Consider the following 14,866-nt stretch of genomic DNA (forward strand, 5'->3'; position numbering starts at 1 on the left):
TACTTCCACCCCATGCCTTCACAAGACCCCTCCAGCCAGATTGAGCGCGTCCCGCTTCACGAAGAAGTCACCAACCGTTTGCGCGACATGATCGTGTCCTTGCGACTGCGTCCGGGGGAGCGCATCCAGGAGCTGGAGGTGGCCCAGTTGTTGGGTGTGTCCCGCACACCGGTGCGTGAGGCCATCAAGGTCTTGACGGCCGAAGGCCTGGTGGAGCTCTTACCTTTGCGTGGGGCGATCGTGAAGGCTTTTTCGGCCAAGGATGCCCGCGACATGCTGGAGGTGATCGCCTTGGTGGAGTCCTATGCGGGTGAGCGGGCCTGTCAGGCCGATCAGGCCCAGATCGACGCGATCTTGGCGATGCACGAGCAAATGAAGGTGTTTTTTGAAAGCCGCGAGCGCCTGGCGTATTTCGCACTCAACCAGCGCATCCATGAGGCCTTGATTGCATTGGCCGACAACGACACCCTGAGCATGACCCATGCCACGCTGAGCAAACGCATGCGCAGCCTGCGCTACAGCGGCAATTCAACACCGGAGAACTGGAACGCCGCCATGGCCGAACACGAACAGATGATGGTGGCTTTGGCCGCCCGGGATGCTGCGGCCCTGTCGCGCATCATGGGCGAGCACATTCGCAACACCTGGCCGCGCATCAAGGATGTGGTGAACTGAGCGCACCCCAGGGCAAGTGGCTTGTCCCGCACTTGCCAAGCCAGCGGGTGTGCGCCTGCTAATCTGGTGGCATGAGCTCCTTCACTGCCGCTGCTGAACACCTGATCGACTCCGCTTACGCTGCTCGGCGTTTGCTGGTCACCCTGGCCCTGATGACCTTGGGGGGCTCGAGCATGTACGTGGTGGCCGTGGTGCTGCCAGCGGTGCAGGCCGAGTTTGGCGTCAGCCGGGCCGATGCGTCTTTGCCCTACACCTTGATGATGATCGGCTTTGGTGTCGGGGGCCTGTTCATGGGCCGCTGGGCCGACCGCGCGGGCGTGCATGTGCCTTTGTTTTTGGGCGGCGTGGGCACGGGCCTGGGTTTCATTGCAGCCAGTTTGTCGGGCAATATTTGGTGGTTTGCGCTGGCGCACGGTTTGCTGCTGGGGCTGATCGGCAGCTCCACCACCTTCGCCCCCTTAGTGGCCGACACCTCGCTGTGGTGGCGCAAGAGGCGGGGCATTGCCGTGGCGGTGTGCGCCAGTGGCAATTACGTGGCCGGGGCCATCTGGCCGCCTTTGGCCCAGTACGGTGTCGAGTCCGTGGGCTGGCGCAGCACCTATGTGGCGCTGGGCCTGTTTTGTGGCATCGGCATGGTGCTGCTCAGCTTGCTCATGCGCCAACGCCCGCCCTTGCTGCAAACCCCGGTGGTGGGCAGCGCCCAAGCCCTGCAGTCGCAGCGGCCCTTTGGCCTGAGCCCCAACAACGCGCAGTTTTTGTTGTGTGTGGCGGGCGTGGCTTGCTGCGTGGCCATGGCCATGCCGCAGGTGCACATCGTGGCGTACTGCACCGACTTGGGTTTTGGCGCGGCACGCGGTGCTGAAATGCTCTCGCTCATGCTGGCCAGCGGCATCGCCAGCCGTTTGATTTCAGGGGCCATTTGTGACCGCATTGGCGGCTTGCGCACGCTGGTGCTGGGCTCGGTCTTGCAGGGCGTGGCGCTGCTCTTGTTTTTGCCCTTTGATGGCCTGGTCTCGCTCTACATCATCTCCGCCTTGTTCGGCCTGTTTCAGGGCGGCATCGTGCCCGCCTACGCCATCATCGTGCGTGAGTACTTCCCGGCCAAAGAAGCGGGCTCACGCGTGGGTGCGGTCATCATGGCCACGTTATTGGGCATGGCTTTGGGCGGCTGGATGTCGGGCAAGGTGTTTGACCTCACCGGCTCCTACCACGCCGCTTTCATCAACGGTGTGTTGTGGAACGCTTTGAATTTGAGCATCGCCTTGTGGTTGCTCTGGCGAGTCAAGCGGGCCGCGGCGCAGCCCGCGTGAACGGGCCGCAGTCTGGCCTTCAACGATCGGCGGCCGACCAGCTCACGCCGGGGTCCAGCGGGTAAATCGGGCGCCGCAGTTTTTTGAAATGCAGCTCGTTGTAGTCCGAGGTGCAAGCCCCAGCACCAGCGCACTCCACCGTGGCGCGGGCCAGGTGGCCCAGGCCTGCACGCCAGTGCACGCGGCTTTTGAGCACCACAAAATCCTTTTGTGTCGGGTCGATGCCCAGGCACAGCAGGGCGTTCACGTCAAAGGGCTCGACATGGCGCGAGATCAGTGCCACCTCCACATTGCCCGTGTCGATCACCACCGCCTGGCCCATGTTTTGCCGGGCACCCCGGCTCATGGGGCCTTTGTTGCGGTACTTGCCGTTCGAGATCAGCTTGACCACGCCGCTCAATTCGATGGGTGCGCTGCGGTGCGGCATGAGGGGCATGGCCATCTTGCCCCCCACTTGCAATCTCACTTGTGTGCCGATGCCTGCTGTGATGGCTTCTTGCACTGCTTGCGGGTCAAAAATCGCAAACACCGCCACGTTGCGCAAGCCTTGGCGCAGCACCTCGGCCAACACTGCGGTGGTGTCCATGGTGCCGCCCGAGGCCGCGTTGTCGTAATGGTCCAGCAGCATGACCGGGTAGTCGGTTAAGGTTTGGGCGCGGGCCACCGAAGTGGCCAGGGGTTCCACCTCGTACACCCACTGGGCGCGGCTGTCCCAGGCCATTTGCATCAGCTCGTCGCGCAGGCGCTGGGCCAGCGGCAGGTCGTTGTCGGTCACCACCACCACCGACAGGCCCGCGTTTTCGATGTCGGCATGTGGAAAACCGGTGAACACACTGGCGCACAAAGCGCCTTCTTTTTCCATTTGTTGGGCGCGGGCCTGAATGGATCGGTTGGGCTCGTCCAGCGAGCTTTGCCGCATGATGTGCGGGATCATGGGCAAACGGCCCCAAGCGGTGGTGGGTTGGGCCTGGCCCTGGAGCAGCTTGAGCAAGGCAGTGCCTGCCCGCACGCCTGTGCCGTACATGTCCACATGCGGGTAGGTCTGGTAGCCCGCCACGGTTTGCGCCAATTCGACCATGTCGGCGTACACGTTGGCATGCATGTCGTAGGCCACACCAATCGGGGTTTTGGGGTCGATGGCGCGGATGCGGCGCAGCAACTCGCCTTCGCCGTCCTCGTGGCTTTCGCTCACCATGGCGCCGTGCAGGTCGAGCAAGATGCCGTCAAACCCACCGCGGTCCACGGCCTGCAAGATGGCTTCACTCATGGCCTCGTAGGCCGCGTCAAACACCAGTCCGCTGGGCGCGGCGTGTGCACCCAGCGCCAGCTCAAACTCAGCCCCCGCCTGCTCGGCCAGGTCAATGAAGGCCCCGGTGGCCGTGCCGGTGCCGCGAAAGGCGGCTATGGCGGCATCGCCTCGCGGCGGCGCTTCACCCGGGCCGAGCGCAAAGCGCTGCAAGTCGGTGGGCACAGGCGAGAAAGTGTTGGTCTCGTGCATCATCATTGCGATCAGCAAACGCATAGGGCCTCCAGTTCAACATCTGGCCATGATGGCCCCGATGTCGGGCCGCGCACAGTCACCGAGGTGCCAAGTTGAGAGGGGATCTGCGTTTGTCCGAATTGACAGCCAGCCTTGCCGGATCAAGACTGAAGCCCCTTGACGGAGATTGCGCATGTTCCCTTGCATTGACACCTTGGGTGCCGCCTCGGCTTATGAACGCGGGCAAATTTATGGCCGCGAGGCCCAGGACCGCATCCAGCACAGCGTGGTCACCTACGCACGCTTGTTTGCCGCCTGCGGCATCGACTGGACCCAAGCTTGTGAGCGGGCCATGCGTTTTGAAAAAGTCATTACCCAAGTCGATGCCGACCTGATGGCCGAGCTGCGTGGCATGGCCGAAGGCAGCGGCCAAACGCTGGGCAGTCTGATGGCGCTGAACTGCCGCACCGAAATTTTGCCCCCCACGTTTTTAGCGGACGCCCCGCACCTGAAAGACGCTGCCCAAGCCGCCCTGGCCGCCAACCGCGCCGCAGGCCTGCCTGACTGGCTGGAACAAGCCGCCTGGGACCAGGCTCTGCACGACGGCGAATGCACCGCCATGGGCGTCACCGCCGCCGCCAGCCGCACAGGCCAAGCCTGGCTCGCGCAAAACTGGGACTGGATGGGCCGCCAGCGCCAGGCCCTCGTGGTGTTGCACACCCAAGGCCCCAGCGGCCAAAGCATCACCACCCTGACCGAGGCGGGCATGCTGGCCAAGATCGGCATCAACCAATCGGGTTTTGCGCTGGGCCTGAACATCTTGCGTTCGGTGCGCGACGGCAGCCGCCTGGGCGTTCCGGTGCATGTGCTGCTGCGCCATTTGCTCGATTGCGACTCGGTGGCGCACGCCCGCCAGCGTTTGAAAGTCCTGCAATCCGATCTCGGCCTGGGCTTTGGCGCGGCCTCGAACGTGCCCTGTGCCGACGCCCAGGGCCAGGCCGCTTGCTTTGAGGTCTCGCCCGCAGGCTGGGCCGAGGTTGCGCCCACCGATGGCGTGGTGGTGCACACCAACCATTTTGTGTGCGAATCGCTGCTGGCCGAGCAAGCCCCCATGGGCCCCGGTTTGTCGAGCCAAAGCCGCCTCGGTACAGCCCATCAACACACGTTGCACAAACCGATTGGACAAGCCGAGTTGGAGCACTTTTTGCGCGACGAGTCGGATGGCTTTTTGTCGATTTGCCGCAGCCCCGACCCGAGTGTGCCGCCCGAAAGCCGCGTCGAAAGCGTGGCCGGTATCGTCATGCACACGCAGCCGCCCGCCATGTGGGTGGCCAGCGACGTGCCCAGCCGCGTGGCCTTTGAGTCGGTGCCCTTGGCCGCTGCGTCCAGTCAGCTCAATGAGCGACTGGATCCGGCCACCGTTTCTTGAGCAACTCCAGCACATCCTGCCAGGCCTGCGGGCCGGTCACGGGGTTGCGGCCCGCGTGAACACCCATGCCCGGGTGTTGGCCATTGGGCACACGGGGCAAGTGTTTGACTTGTCCCACTGGATTGTCAAAGCCATGGTGGCTGTCCGGATACAGCTTGAAGCTCATGCCCGCTTTCTGGGCCAAGGCCACACAAGGCGCTGCCGGAGTCCAGTCGTCTGCCCCTGCGAGCAGCAGGTGCACGGGCCACGTCGCTTGGTAAGCCCGCCGCAGTGCATCGGAGCAACCGGGGTAAAACGCCAAGGCGATGTCCGGCGTTACGCTGGGCTGAGGGGGTTTTTGGCGGCTGTCCGAGCTGGCCAGCACGGCACTGCCCCCATGGGACCAGCCCAACAAGGCCACCCGTTGCTGATCCGTCCAGGCTTGTTGGCCTAGCCAGGCCAAGGTGGTGTGAACGTCACTGCGGCGATGGCTTTGCCGCACTTGGCGTGAGGCCATGCTTTGTTCGCACAAACTGGTTTCCTGCCGGGGTGTGAGGCTGTCGGGCCACACCACGCTGTAGCCTTGTGCCAGCAGCAAGTCGGTCATGCCCTGATGGCGTGCACTGAGCTGGCCTTTGCGCGAACCGACCGTGGCGTACATGCCACCACATCCGTGCAGTGCCACCACCACGGGGCGCTGGGTGTCGGGTGATCGCTGGACGGGATGAAACACCCAAACTTTCAGCGCCAAACCATCGGCACCCGGCAGATGGTCGACCACCGGCTGAGCCATGGCCGATGCGACCAGCCCTAGACCCATACACAGCCAAAGATGGCCATGGCGCAGGTGTTGAAGAAGGTGCATGGTCCTTAACCCCGAGAACTTTCAATCAGGTGCTGCATCGCTTCCGACACACGCATGCCCAGCTGCAAGCCTTGCGCCAGTGCCAAAGCGTTCAGGCCGTTGACGACCCCGTTGTCTAGCCCGTCTTGTGCCTCGCCGATGCGGGCCGAGGTGTGGGCGTACAAAATCGCCAGCACACCCACGGCCTGCAATTCATGCAGCGCCACGCGGCCTGCATCGTCCTTGCCACCTCCCGCATCGTTGAAGGCCACTGCAAAAGGTTTGAGGGTTTGCGCTGTGACGAAATGTGAGGCCGACAAACCGCCGTGCGAACCCGACACGATCACCGAACCTGCGTGCGTGGCGTTGACCAGCGCAATCGAGTCCAGCAGCACCAGTGGGCGCTGGGTCATCGCGTTTCCTTGTCCACGTCTTGCGCAAAACTGGCGTTTTGCAGCGGGTCGCTCTCGGCCATCCAGCCGCTGTAGACGGTTTTGAAATCGGCCACGATCTGCGGCAAAGGCATGTCGTCAAAGGTGCCGCGCTGGTTCACGTACTCCATGTGCCGGTTGCCCGATTTGTCGAAGGGGTGGTAAATCGAGTCGCTCAATCCATCAAACTCCAGCGGCAGCAGGCCGAATTTGTCGCACAGCTCGATGTTGAAAGCGGGCGTGGCCTTGACCCATTGGCCGTCCAGCCAGATGTCGGCATAGCCGTGCCAGATGAACACATCGGTCTGCATGGTTTGGCGCAGGCGCTCGGTGCTCAGGTGGTTGCGCACATCGGCGTAGCCCAGGCGGGCGTGCAAGCCTGCGGCGCGGCAGGCCGCGGCCATCAGCGCCGCTTTGGGCACACACCAGCCCGAGCCTTGGGCAATCACCGAGCTGGCCCGCATGCCCTGCGGGGACAGGTCGATTCGGTAAGGGTCGTAGCGAAATTGGTCGCGCACCGCCAGGTACAGCGACACCGCGCGTTCGCGGTCGGTGGCGCCTTGTGCATGTTTGCGGGCCAAGGCGATCACGTCGGGATGGTCGCTGTCGATGAGCGCGGTGGGGGCCAAGGTGGCGGGTGAGGGCAGGGAGTTCATGCATTTGACTGTAGCGTGTGCGCCAGCCCGGATGTGTCACGCTGGCTATATTGCGGCCTACACACCAGGATCTTGGAAAGGCTGTCATGTCCTCTGTTTTGCGTTTTGGCGCGGTGAGCGTGCATTTGGGTGAAAAGTCGGGCAAGTACCCCGACGGCAACCAGCTCATCGTGCAGGGGGCGGACACGCGGGTGGCCTTTGACACGCCCGAGGTGGCCAATCGCATCGGCCCCGAGCTGGAGACGGTGGACTTGGTCATCTTGGGCCATGTGCACGAAGACCACATGGCCGGGCTGCACCGCCTGATGCACGCCCCGGTGCAGGTGCACGAGGCGGACTTGGCCGCTGCCCAGTCGTGGGACGGCATGTGCCAGCACTATGGCTATCCGCAAGACGTGCTGGACGCGATGCTGGCCATTGTGCAAAAAGATTTTCATTACCAGCCCCGACCCGACGCCACCGGCTACAGCGACGGCGCGGTGTGGGACTTGGGCGGCGGCGTGCGCGTGCGGGCGCACCACCTGCCGGGCCACACCGCAGGCCACTGCGCCCTGGTGGTCGAGAGCGAAGGCCTGGCCTTCATTGGCGACATCGACCTGAGCGGCTTTGGCCCGTACTACGGCGACGCCACCTCCAGCCTGAGCGATTTTCGGCAAACGCTGAAGACAGTGGCCGAGCTGGACGCCCGCATCTGGGCCACTTCCCACCATAAGGCGGTCATCACCGACCGGGCGCAGTTTGTGGCCGACCTGGCCCGCTTTGCCAGCAAGATTGACGAGCGCAGCGCACAGCTGCTGGGTTATTTGCAAAGCCCTCACAACTTGGACGAGCTGGTGGACCGACGTCTGCTGTACCCGCAAGGCTACGACGTGCCCTTTGTGCCTTGCGCCGAGCGCAACACCATCGCCATGCACCTCGATGAACTGCTGGCGCGGGGACAAATCCAGACCTTGGAAGACGGCCGCTTTGTGGTGGTCTGATTTGGCGCTGGGGGATGACCCCGAAAAAAACGTCCCGAGCTGCAAAGCCCGGGGCGTAAATCAACAAAAATGTCAGGCAACTGCAGGAAGCATGACGAGGTCAGTATACTGTAAATATAAACAGTATTTTGATCTGTCCATTGCCACTCCTGCAGCCACCGCTTTACTCATGCACGCCCCCGACTCCCCCCAAGCCCTGCCACCCGGAAACTGGTGGCTGCAGGCCTTGCCCGCCAGCATTGCGGCGGGTTTCCCGTCGCCCGCTGAGGACCACCAGGTCGAGCGCATCGACCTCATGCAGCAGCTGGTCAAACACCCTCAGGCCACGTTTTACATCCGCGTGCGGGGGGAGAGCATGCGCGATGCGGGCATACTGGACGGCTCGGTGGTGCTGGTGGACCGCGCCATCACCCCGGCCGACGGGCAAATTGTGTTGGCCGTGATCGACGGCGACTTCACCTGCAAAACCCTGCGCCTGGGCGGTGAGGGCTTGCGCCTGCAAGCGGCCCACCCCGACTACCCGGACATCGTGCCCAAGGACGGTCAAAGCGTGGACATCTGGGGCGTGGTGGTCGCTACCATCCACCAACACGCCACTTGATCTGAGCGAATCTGACATGGCCAGCATTTCCCCTCGCCGCCGCCGCGACGACTTTGAAGAAAGCCGGGTCTACGAATACCCGCAGCACCTGCGGGACGCCATTGAAGACGCCCCCACCGGGGCTGGCGTCTACATTTTTCATGGCCAGGAAGGCGACTTGCCGCTGTACATCGGCAAAAGCATCAACATCCGGGCGCGACTGCTGTCGCACCTGCGCACGCCCGACGAAGCCCGCATGCTGCGCCAGACCCAGCGCATCAGCCACATCCGCACGGCGGGCGAGATCGGGGCGCTGTTGCTGGAGGCGCAAATGATCAAGGCCCAGCACCCCCTGTTCAACCAGAAACTGCGCCGCAACCAACAGCTGTGCAGCCTGCAACTGACGGGCGAGGTGCCGCAAGTGGTCTATGCCCGCGACATCGACTTTGCCAAGCAGCCCGAGCTGTATGGCCTGTACGCCAGCCGCCACGCTGCGCTGGCGGCGCTGCGTGCGGTGGCCGACCAACACAAACTTTGCTACGGCCCGTTGGGTCTGGAAAAACTGCCGCCCGGCAAAGCCTGCTTCAGGGCTGCGATCCGCCAATGTGCGGGCGTGTGCCGGGGCGACGAAAGCGCCGAGGCGCACCGCGAGCGCTTGTTCAGCAGCCTGCTGGCGCTGCGCGTGGAATGCTGGCCTTACCCAGGCGCGGTGGGTTTGGTCGAGCGCGATGGCGACTTCACCCAAATCCATGTGGTCAAGCACTGGTGCTATTTGGGCAGCGCCCCCAGCGCCGAAGCCGCCCACCAACTGAGCCAAACCGCCAGCCAAGTGGCCGCCCATTTTGATGCCGATGGCTACAAAATTTTGTGCCGCCCGGTGCTCACGGGGAGTGTGGAGATTTTGGTTTTGTAGGCGGCTGGGCCCTCGAAGAACCATTGGACGAGATCGGTGGTTTTGCTGAAAATATAAAAATGATGACAAAAAGCAAACGGACCGGGCCGGTGAAACCCATGTTGCGAGGGGCCTTGCACCCCTTCATGAAACCCGTTGCCCGCTTGGCCAGCCTGTGCTTGTTGGCGCTGCCCGTCTGGGCTGTGGGGGCGTCCTTGGCCAACAGCGATGCGCAGGACGATGATTTGGCTGCGCTGCACGAGCAGCGGACGCAGGAGGTGCTGCGCGACATGGCGGCTTCCGGGTCAGCGGCGACAGCCGCACCACCCAGGCCCCTGACGCCCACGAGCACCGAGCCCGCGCGTCCCGGGGCCGGGCTGGATCACCGGAGCTTTCGCATTCGCGAGGTGACGCCCAGCACCAAGCCGCTGACGTTCAAAGAAACGCAGGCCGGGCCGGGCGGTTTGCCGCTGGGCAAGTCGGGGGCCATCTATTTGCCGGAAGACTGGCTGGTGGGGGACGGGCAGCCCTGGCACTACCGCTCGGCACCTCGCGCAGGAGTGGCCCCGGTGGCGGTGCGCTCGCCCCGTGTGGAGGAGGCCAAAGTCATCGAGCAGGCACAAGCCTTGATGGGTCGCGTGGAGTCCCGGGCCATGGTGCTGATTGCAGACGGTGCCATTGTGGAGGCCATCAGCACCGGGGGCATTCAATTCAACACCCGGCTGTTGAGCGCCAGCATGGGCAAAACTGTGGCGGCTCTGGCTGCTGGCAAAGCGGTGTGTGCCGGGCACTTGAAAATGGACCAGCGTGTGGACAGTTTGCTGCCGGGCCTGGTGGGCAAGGACTTGGGGGCTGCCACGCTCCGGGATGTCTTGATGATGGCCTCGGGCACCACAGAGCCGTCTCAGGGTGACTACGTTGGCACCTTGCCACAAGAGGTTCGCCATTATCTGGAAGGCCCCGGCAACCTAGAGCAGTTGCTCGAAACCCCGCGCCAATCCACGGCGCAGCGCGGTGTGTTCAGCAAGCTCAAGCCGGGTGAGCGTTTCAGCTACAAGTCGCGTGATCCGCATGTGGTGGCCATGATGATCGAGCGTGCCGTGGGCATGCCCGCAACGCGGTGGGTGGATGAGCAACTTTTGCGAGCCTTTAATGCCGAGCATCCCGTGATTTTGGGCACCGACCGCAGCGGCTATTTCCATGGTGCCGCAGGCGTGGTGCGCATGACCCTGATCGACTGGATTCGGTTTGCGATCTATGTCGACCAACAACGCCGGGGTGACACTTGCTTTGGCCGCTTCATTCGGGACATGGGCACCACGCAGATTCGTGCGCCAGGCTTGATGAACAGCATCGGTGGCTATGGTTACTTGACCTGGACCGACAACACCTTGGCGCCCAACAGCTTCTGGGCCGCTGGTTATGGGGGGCAACGCATCGCCTGGAGCACCGACCCGAACAACCAGCGGGTGTTTGTGCTCTTCAGCAATTCGGCCGACAGGCATGTGGACCAGATCTACCCCGTTGCCAGAGCGTGGCTGGCGCTGGGCGGCAAATAGTTTGTGATGGGTGTTTGAAATGGAACGATCAATGAACCTGCGGACAAAAAATTTACTCGTTTTGGGTTTGACATCCCTCGCCATTTTTTATGGTGGGGCGGCGCTTGCACAAAACAACAAGGGCCAAATTGAAAGCGATCAATTTTGGGCTGATTTTTCCAAAGGTTTGGAATGGCTGCCCACGTCCAAGTCCATTTCTGCGGCGCCCACACCTTCCACTCTTGAGGTGGCGCCAGACAGTTTGAATTCCAGCTTGACCCCTGTGGTCGATCAGGCCTTTGATCCCGATGTTCACCGCATCGTCATCTTGTCGCACAAACGCAGCATCATCCACCGCAAATACAACGAAAAATGGGTCAACGACAAGTCTCGCCCCTCCAGCGCATCAATGGCCAAAAGCTTGACGGCGTTGGCGGTTGGGAAAGCCATTTGCAGTGGCGCCATCGGCCATGTGGACGAGAACGCCTCGGTGTACGCCAGCAGGCTGCGGGGCACCTCTTGGGGGAACGCCAGGATCCGCCATTTGTTGGCCATGAGCAGCGGCTCGAACAAACCCGTTTTTTCGCCCACGGGTTCGCCCACACCTCAGGTTCAAGCCGAGACACTGGCCAAGTCGTACCAAGGCAAGATGACGCACGACTTCATCAGCCTCATGACGAAGGCCGATGAAAAGTACTCTGCCTCGGGGCAACAGGGCTTGTACAACAACCTTGACACACAGGCCTTGGCCATCTTGGTGGAAGACGCCACCCGTCAAAAATTCATTGAATTCTTTGAACGTGAAATTTGGCACGCCATAGGTGCCAGCCAAGGCGGTTCTTGGTCACACAACAGTTTGGGTCAAGTGGCGGCATTTTCGGGTTTTACGGCCCATCCTTATGACTGGATCCGCTTGGGCCACTACGTTTTGGAAGAACGCGCCAAAGACACCTGTTTTGGCAAATTTCTGAAAGAAGCCACGATACGGCAAAGTCAGGTGCTTTTACCCAATGGCTCTGCCGCGTATGGTTTTCAAACATGGCTGGGCTGCGGCGGCGTCGATACCTTTTGCTTTCTGGGCCACGGCGGGCAGCGCTTGCAAATGAGCCCCTCCACAGGTCTGGTGATGTACGTGCATGCCACCAGTTTGTCGGCGAGCCAACCTCTTGTGGCCATGTACCGGAATGTGGCCAGTCGCTATCCGAAGTGAATTCAAAGCATCGCAAGGTGATGGATGGCTTGGGGGGAGTTGTTGCGAATCAGGGTCAAAAAGGGGGGATGGGGCCGATGCCATGAGCAAGGGGATTGACTTTTCTTATCCTCGTTCATCTTGGCTCCCGTACCATTTCACCCATGAAAATCCACTTGCAAACGCCTCAGGAAATACGCCTGAAAATCTGGAAGGAGCTGAGCCGGGCCAGCTTGGACCGGCACCACGATTGGCGCACGCCTGTGCTTGCCTCTGTCGATGCAGACGGCTTGCCTGACGCACGCACCGTGGTGCTGCGGCAGGCGGATGCGCTGGCCGGACAGTTGACTTTTTACACCGACAGCCGCAGCCCCAAAGTGGCTCAATTGCAGACGCAAGCTTCAGCGATGTTGGTGTTTTGGAGTGCACGTTTGAGTTGGCAATTGCGGGTGCGGGTGGTCTGCACGGTCATCACCGCAGGCCCGGAGGTTGAGGCGCTTTGGCAAGGGGTCAAGCAGTCGGCGGCTGCGGGCGACTATTTGTCGCCCTTGGCGCCTGGCGCTGTGTTGCCACCAGACCGTGGCACGGCAGATGCAGCCGATGCCAGCGTCCCCGCGCCAACACACAGTTTTGCCGTGCTGCATGCGCAGGTGCTGCAGATGGACTGGCTCGAGTTGTCGCGCGAAGGGCACCGCCGGGCGCAGCTGGACGCCACCACTTGGGCGTGGCTCACGCCCTGAACGCCTTCAGCCCTCGTTGCCCCGCATGCGCTGCAGTTGTGCGCGGTCGACCAACAAACGCACGCCCAAAGAGCCGCTGCCCGCACGCACCGGAAATTTGCGCAGACCGATCTCGAGCGCCTCAATGACCGGGTAAGCCGCGCAGGCCTGCACGATGCGCGTCATCAGCCGCTCTTGGGTGGCGTACAGCCCGTCGGCCGCGAGTCGTTCGATCTCGACCACCAAAGGGTCGTAATCGAACACATGCGCCATGCCGTCTTGGGCGATCAGCACCAGATCGGGGTCGATCCACAGCGTCAAATCCAGCGCGTGGTAATCGGGCACGGTGTCGCCGGGGGCGTAGGTGCCGATGCGGGTGGCCAGGTGAAAGTCTTTCAGCTCAATGCGGCTGGCGGTCGAGGTGGGCAGTGTCATGGATTTGGGATGGCAAGTTTTGAGGGATGTGGTTCTGGGGCTCAGCGCCTGCTTTTGAGCCGTTGGCTTTTGCGGCTTTTTTCAAAAAACGCGTCGGGTTTGGTTTGCACCCAGCGAATGAAGCGGGCCATCTCTTCGGGCTGCTTCAAGGCCTCGACCGTGGCGTAGGTGCGGGCCAATTCGGTTTCGGTGAACAGCGCATGGATTTGGCGATGGCAAATGCGGTGCAGCACCACCGTCTGCACGCCGCCGTGGGACTTGGGCACCAAATGGTGCGCATCTTGTTGGCTGGGCGGAATGGGGCGCTCGCACAGCGGGCAAATCACCGCATCGGTGCGCGGTGCAGGCAAGGCTTCAAGCTGGGCTTGAATGAGTTTTTTGCGAATGCGCCCTGTCACGGCTGAAAGACTGTTTGGACCATTGCCCAAGGCTACAACAGGTGGCCCGTGCCGCAGGGCGCACCGGGCGATTGATCCCGCCCGCTTTCAGGGCATCAGGTCGATCAGGATCTCATTGCGCCGGTTCCACGGCAGGGTGAACGGGTCGTCGTAGCGAGCGATTTGCGCTGTGGGGCTGAGCTTGAGTTGGCGAGCCTGCGCCCAAGCCCGCAGGCGCTCGGTCTGCTCTTGGATGCTCGCTTGTGTGGTGAAGCCGCTGAAACGTACGGCCACCGTCTCGTGTTCGGGCACGGGGCGCAGTTGGATTTGGGGGTTGAGCGGCTGGGGCAGGGTCTGCACGCTTTCGGCCGACGGCATCACAAAATGCACGCGCCAGCCTTGGTCTTCGGGCACCACGGTGACAGGCGCGGTCATGGAAATTTTGCGCTGCGCACCCAGATCGGCTTGCAGGTTGTCGCCAAAGATGTACGACGCAATGCGCCGAAAGCCGCTGCGGCTGGCGGCATCGAAGTCCCCCTGGATCTGCGTTTGGGCCACGGTGAAGGCGGCGTAGCGCCGCACCTCAAACGGCGGGTCTGAAACGAGCACGGTGTAACGCGGTTCTTCAACAGCCATGGCGGCTCCACAAAAAAGGAACAAGACTGTAAAAAACCAACGCATAGACGCTTGTTTGAAAAGGGTGTGAAGAACCATTAAAGCCAATAGGGATCAGGCCTTAAGTTCGCTGGCGCACGCCTGATGTCGATCTATCGCTGATTGACCAAATGACCACTTACATATTTGTGCAGCAGGCTCGCTGCCAATGTTTGGTAGGGAACACCTTCTTCTAAAGCACGCGCCTGCAGGTTTTTCAGGTCTTTGCTTGAGATGCGAATGTTCAGACGTTGGTCTTTTTTAAGCGTAGCTTCTGCCACCGATTGATGTGCTTTGAGTCGAGCAGGGGCATCTTTGACTGATTGGAGGTTTCCCGAGGTCAGAGCTTGCAAGATACCCATTTCTTCTTCATCGTGAGTTGCTTTTTTTGTCATGACTTACTCCTGTAGGTCTTGGTCGCTTTACGGCTTGGAATGATGGTTTTCAGAAAAATTTCAGAATCGGTTTCAACGAAGGGGACCGCACAGATATAGCCATCGACTTCCACCATCGAAATCATTTGTCCTGGGTACTTCTCCTGATTGGGATGCAGAACAACATCCAGTTCGTTCCCCAAGCTGATTTCAAAGACGATGCGCTCGAAGGAAATACCGCGCTCTTTCAATAACAACTGGTTTTTGTCGGCATTCCAGTTGTAGATTTTGGGGGGTGGCATGTGTGCATTTTATGCACACGGA

General features: G+C 61.7%; 18 protein-coding genes. 9 read left to right on the forward strand and 9 right to left on the reverse strand.

Going from position 1 to position 14,866, the window contains the following annotated elements:
- The first annotated feature begins 12 nt into the window (after positions 1-12).
- Together L63ED372_RS05565 and L63ED372_RS05570 are read left to right on the forward strand one after the other, a co-directional pair.
- Positions 13-675, forward strand: coding sequence for a GntR family transcriptional regulator (locus L63ED372_RS05565; RefSeq protein WP_062404178.1), 663 nt, complete (start codon positions 13-15; stop codon positions 673-675).
- A gap of 71 nt (positions 676-746) precedes the next feature.
- Positions 747-1,985, forward strand: a complete 1,239-nt coding sequence (locus tag L63ED372_RS05570; RefSeq protein WP_062404180.1) for an MFS transporter — start codon at positions 747-749, stop codon at positions 1,983-1,985.
- A gap of 19 nt (positions 1,986-2,004) precedes the next feature.
- On the opposite strand, the gene L63ED372_RS05575 is transcribed toward L63ED372_RS05570, so the two are convergent.
- Positions 2,005-3,507: a M81 family metallopeptidase gene (locus tag L63ED372_RS05575; RefSeq protein WP_062404182.1), complete on the reverse strand. Its 1,503-nt coding sequence runs from the start codon at positions 3,505-3,507 to the stop codon at positions 2,005-2,007.
- A gap of 151 nt (positions 3,508-3,658) precedes the next feature.
- Here L63ED372_RS05575 and L63ED372_RS05580 point away from each other — a divergent pair, with 151 nt between their 5' ends.
- Positions 3,659-4,894, forward strand: a complete 1,236-nt coding sequence (locus L63ED372_RS05580; protein ID WP_062404184.1) for a C45 family autoproteolytic acyltransferase/hydolase — start codon at positions 3,659-3,661, stop codon at positions 4,892-4,894.
- Here the strand turns inward: L63ED372_RS05580 and L63ED372_RS05585 are convergent.
- The 3 genes from L63ED372_RS05585 to L63ED372_RS05595 are packed head-to-tail and all read right to left on the reverse strand — an operon-like array spanning position 4,860 to position 6,804.
- Complete coding sequence (locus tag L63ED372_RS05585; protein WP_082431598.1) at positions 4,860-5,738, reverse strand: dienelactone hydrolase family protein; 879 nt, start codon at positions 5,736-5,738, stop codon at positions 4,860-4,862. The genes L63ED372_RS05580 and L63ED372_RS05585 overlap by 35 nt on opposite strands.
- Positions 5,739-5,743: 5 nt before the next feature.
- Positions 5,744-6,130 carry a hypothetical protein gene (locus L63ED372_RS05590; RefSeq protein WP_062404188.1) on the reverse strand — a complete coding sequence of 129 codons (387 nt, stop codon included), beginning with the start codon at positions 6,128-6,130 and terminating at the stop codon, positions 5,744-5,746.
- Positions 6,127-6,804: a transglutaminase-like domain-containing protein gene (locus L63ED372_RS05595; RefSeq protein WP_062404191.1), complete on the reverse strand. Its 678-nt coding sequence runs from the start codon at positions 6,802-6,804 to the stop codon at positions 6,127-6,129. Before L63ED372_RS05595 ends, L63ED372_RS05590 begins: the two co-directional genes overlap by 4 nt.
- An 86-nt stretch (positions 6,805-6,890) precedes the next feature.
- On the opposite strand from L63ED372_RS05595, the gene L63ED372_RS05600 reads away from it, so the two are divergent.
- The 6 genes from L63ED372_RS05600 to L63ED372_RS05625 all read left to right on the forward strand — a co-directional run bounded on the left by L63ED372_RS05600 (position 6,891) and on the right by L63ED372_RS05625 (position 12,723).
- Positions 6,891-7,784: an MBL fold metallo-hydrolase gene (locus tag L63ED372_RS05600; RefSeq protein WP_062404193.1), complete on the forward strand. Its 894-nt coding sequence runs from the start codon at positions 6,891-6,893 to the stop codon at positions 7,782-7,784.
- Positions 7,785-7,953: 169 nt separating this feature from the next.
- Complete coding sequence (locus tag L63ED372_RS05605) at positions 7,954-8,385, forward strand: LexA family protein (protein ID WP_062404195.1); 432 nt, start codon at positions 7,954-7,956, stop codon at positions 8,383-8,385.
- A gap of 16 nt (positions 8,386-8,401) precedes the next feature.
- Positions 8,402-9,277 carry an excinuclease Cho gene (gene cho, locus L63ED372_RS05610; RefSeq protein WP_062404197.1) on the forward strand — a complete coding sequence of 292 codons (876 nt, stop codon included), beginning with the start codon at positions 8,402-8,404 and terminating at the stop codon, positions 9,275-9,277.
- Between the two features lie 125 nt (positions 9,278-9,402).
- Complete coding sequence (locus L63ED372_RS05615; protein ID WP_197275326.1) at positions 9,403-10,815, forward strand: serine hydrolase domain-containing protein; 1,413 nt, start codon at positions 9,403-9,405, stop codon at positions 10,813-10,815.
- 31 nt (positions 10,816-10,846) lie between these two features.
- Complete coding sequence (locus L63ED372_RS05620; RefSeq protein ID WP_062404200.1) at positions 10,847-12,004, forward strand: serine hydrolase; 1,158 nt, start codon at positions 10,847-10,849, stop codon at positions 12,002-12,004.
- A gap of 143 nt (positions 12,005-12,147) precedes the next feature.
- A complete protein-coding gene (locus tag L63ED372_RS05625) occupies positions 12,148-12,723 on the forward strand; it encodes a pyridoxamine 5'-phosphate oxidase family protein (RefSeq protein WP_062404202.1) in 576 nt (191 codons plus the stop codon).
- A 6-nt stretch (positions 12,724-12,729) separates the two neighbouring features.
- On the opposite strand, the gene L63ED372_RS05630 is transcribed toward L63ED372_RS05625, so the two are convergent.
- The 5 genes from L63ED372_RS05630 to L63ED372_RS05650 form a co-directional block, all read right to left on the reverse strand.
- Positions 12,730-13,137, reverse strand: a complete 408-nt coding sequence (locus tag L63ED372_RS05630; RefSeq protein ID WP_062404204.1) for a dihydroneopterin aldolase — start codon at positions 13,135-13,137, stop codon at positions 12,730-12,732.
- 41 nt (positions 13,138-13,178) lie between these two features.
- A complete protein-coding gene (locus L63ED372_RS05635; RefSeq protein WP_231624568.1) occupies positions 13,179-13,535 on the reverse strand; it encodes an HNH endonuclease signature motif containing protein in 357 nt (118 codons plus the stop codon).
- 87 nt (positions 13,536-13,622) lie between these two features.
- Positions 13,623-14,150, reverse strand: a complete 528-nt coding sequence (locus tag L63ED372_RS05640) for an SOUL family heme-binding protein (protein ID WP_197275327.1) — start codon at positions 14,148-14,150, stop codon at positions 13,623-13,625.
- Positions 14,151-14,281: 131 nt separating this feature from the next.
- Positions 14,282-14,563 carry a hypothetical protein gene (locus tag L63ED372_RS05645; protein ID WP_062404208.1) on the reverse strand — a complete coding sequence of 94 codons (282 nt, stop codon included), beginning with the start codon at positions 14,561-14,563 and terminating at the stop codon, positions 14,282-14,284.
- On the reverse strand, positions 14,560-14,844 hold the full coding sequence (locus tag L63ED372_RS05650) for a BrnT family toxin (RefSeq protein ID WP_062404210.1): 285 nt from the start codon (positions 14,842-14,844) through the stop codon (positions 14,560-14,562). The genes L63ED372_RS05645 and L63ED372_RS05650 overlap by 4 nt, the downstream gene beginning before the upstream one ends.
- Positions 14,845-14,866 lie beyond the last annotated feature (22 nt).

The sequence above is a fragment of the Limnohabitans sp. 63ED37-2 genome (assembly GCF_001412535.1).
GTDB lineage: Bacteria > Pseudomonadota > Gammaproteobacteria > Burkholderiales > Burkholderiaceae_C > Limnohabitans_A.

Bases quoted from the DNA above. Each gene is read 5' to 3' on its own strand.
- L63ED372_RS05570 (WP_062404180.1), top strand. From the start codon at position 747: ATGAGCTCCTTCACTGCCGCTGCTGAACACCTGATCGACTCCGCTTAC.
- L63ED372_RS05595 (WP_062404191.1), bottom strand. From the start codon at position 6,804: ATGAACTCCCTGCCCTCACCCGCCACCTTGGCCCCCACCGCGCTCATC.
- L63ED372_RS05630 (WP_062404204.1), bottom strand. From the start codon at position 13,137: ATGACACTGCCCACCTCGACCGCCAGCCGCATTGAGCTGAAAGACTTT.
- L63ED372_RS05650 (WP_062404210.1), bottom strand. From the start codon at position 14,844: ATGCCACCCCCCAAAATCTACAACTGGAATGCCGACAAAAACCAGTTG.
- L63ED372_RS05565 (WP_062404178.1), top strand. From the start codon at position 13: ATGCCTTCACAAGACCCCTCCAGCCAGATTGAGCGCGTCCCGCTTCAC.
- L63ED372_RS05625 (WP_062404202.1), top strand. From the start codon at position 12,148: ATGAAAATCCACTTGCAAACGCCTCAGGAAATACGCCTGAAAATCTGG.
- L63ED372_RS05575 (WP_062404182.1), bottom strand. From the start codon at position 3,507: ATGCGTTTGCTGATCGCAATGATGATGCACGAGACCAACACTTTCTCG.
- L63ED372_RS05620 (WP_062404200.1), top strand. From the start codon at position 10,847: ATGAACCTGCGGACAAAAAATTTACTCGTTTTGGGTTTGACATCCCTC.
- cho (WP_062404197.1), top strand. From the start codon at position 8,402: ATGGCCAGCATTTCCCCTCGCCGCCGCCGCGACGACTTTGAAGAAAGC.
- L63ED372_RS05605 (WP_062404195.1), top strand. From the start codon at position 7,954: ATGCACGCCCCCGACTCCCCCCAAGCCCTGCCACCCGGAAACTGGTGG.
- L63ED372_RS05580 (WP_062404184.1), top strand. From the start codon at position 3,659: ATGTTCCCTTGCATTGACACCTTGGGTGCCGCCTCGGCTTATGAACGC.
- L63ED372_RS05585 (WP_082431598.1), bottom strand. From the start codon at position 5,738: ATGCACCTTCTTCAACACCTGCGCCATGGCCATCTTTGGCTGTGTATG.
- L63ED372_RS05590 (WP_062404188.1), bottom strand. From the start codon at position 6,130: ATGACCCAGCGCCCACTGGTGCTGCTGGACTCGATTGCGCTGGTCAAC.
- L63ED372_RS05600 (WP_062404193.1), top strand. From the start codon at position 6,891: ATGTCCTCTGTTTTGCGTTTTGGCGCGGTGAGCGTGCATTTGGGTGAA.
- L63ED372_RS05645 (WP_062404208.1), bottom strand. From the start codon at position 14,563: ATGACAAAAAAAGCAACTCACGATGAAGAAGAAATGGGTATCTTGCAA.
- L63ED372_RS05615 (WP_197275326.1), top strand. From the start codon at position 9,403: ATGAAACCCGTTGCCCGCTTGGCCAGCCTGTGCTTGTTGGCGCTGCCC.
- L63ED372_RS05640 (WP_197275327.1), bottom strand. From the start codon at position 14,150: ATGGCTGTTGAAGAACCGCGTTACACCGTGCTCGTTTCAGACCCGCCG.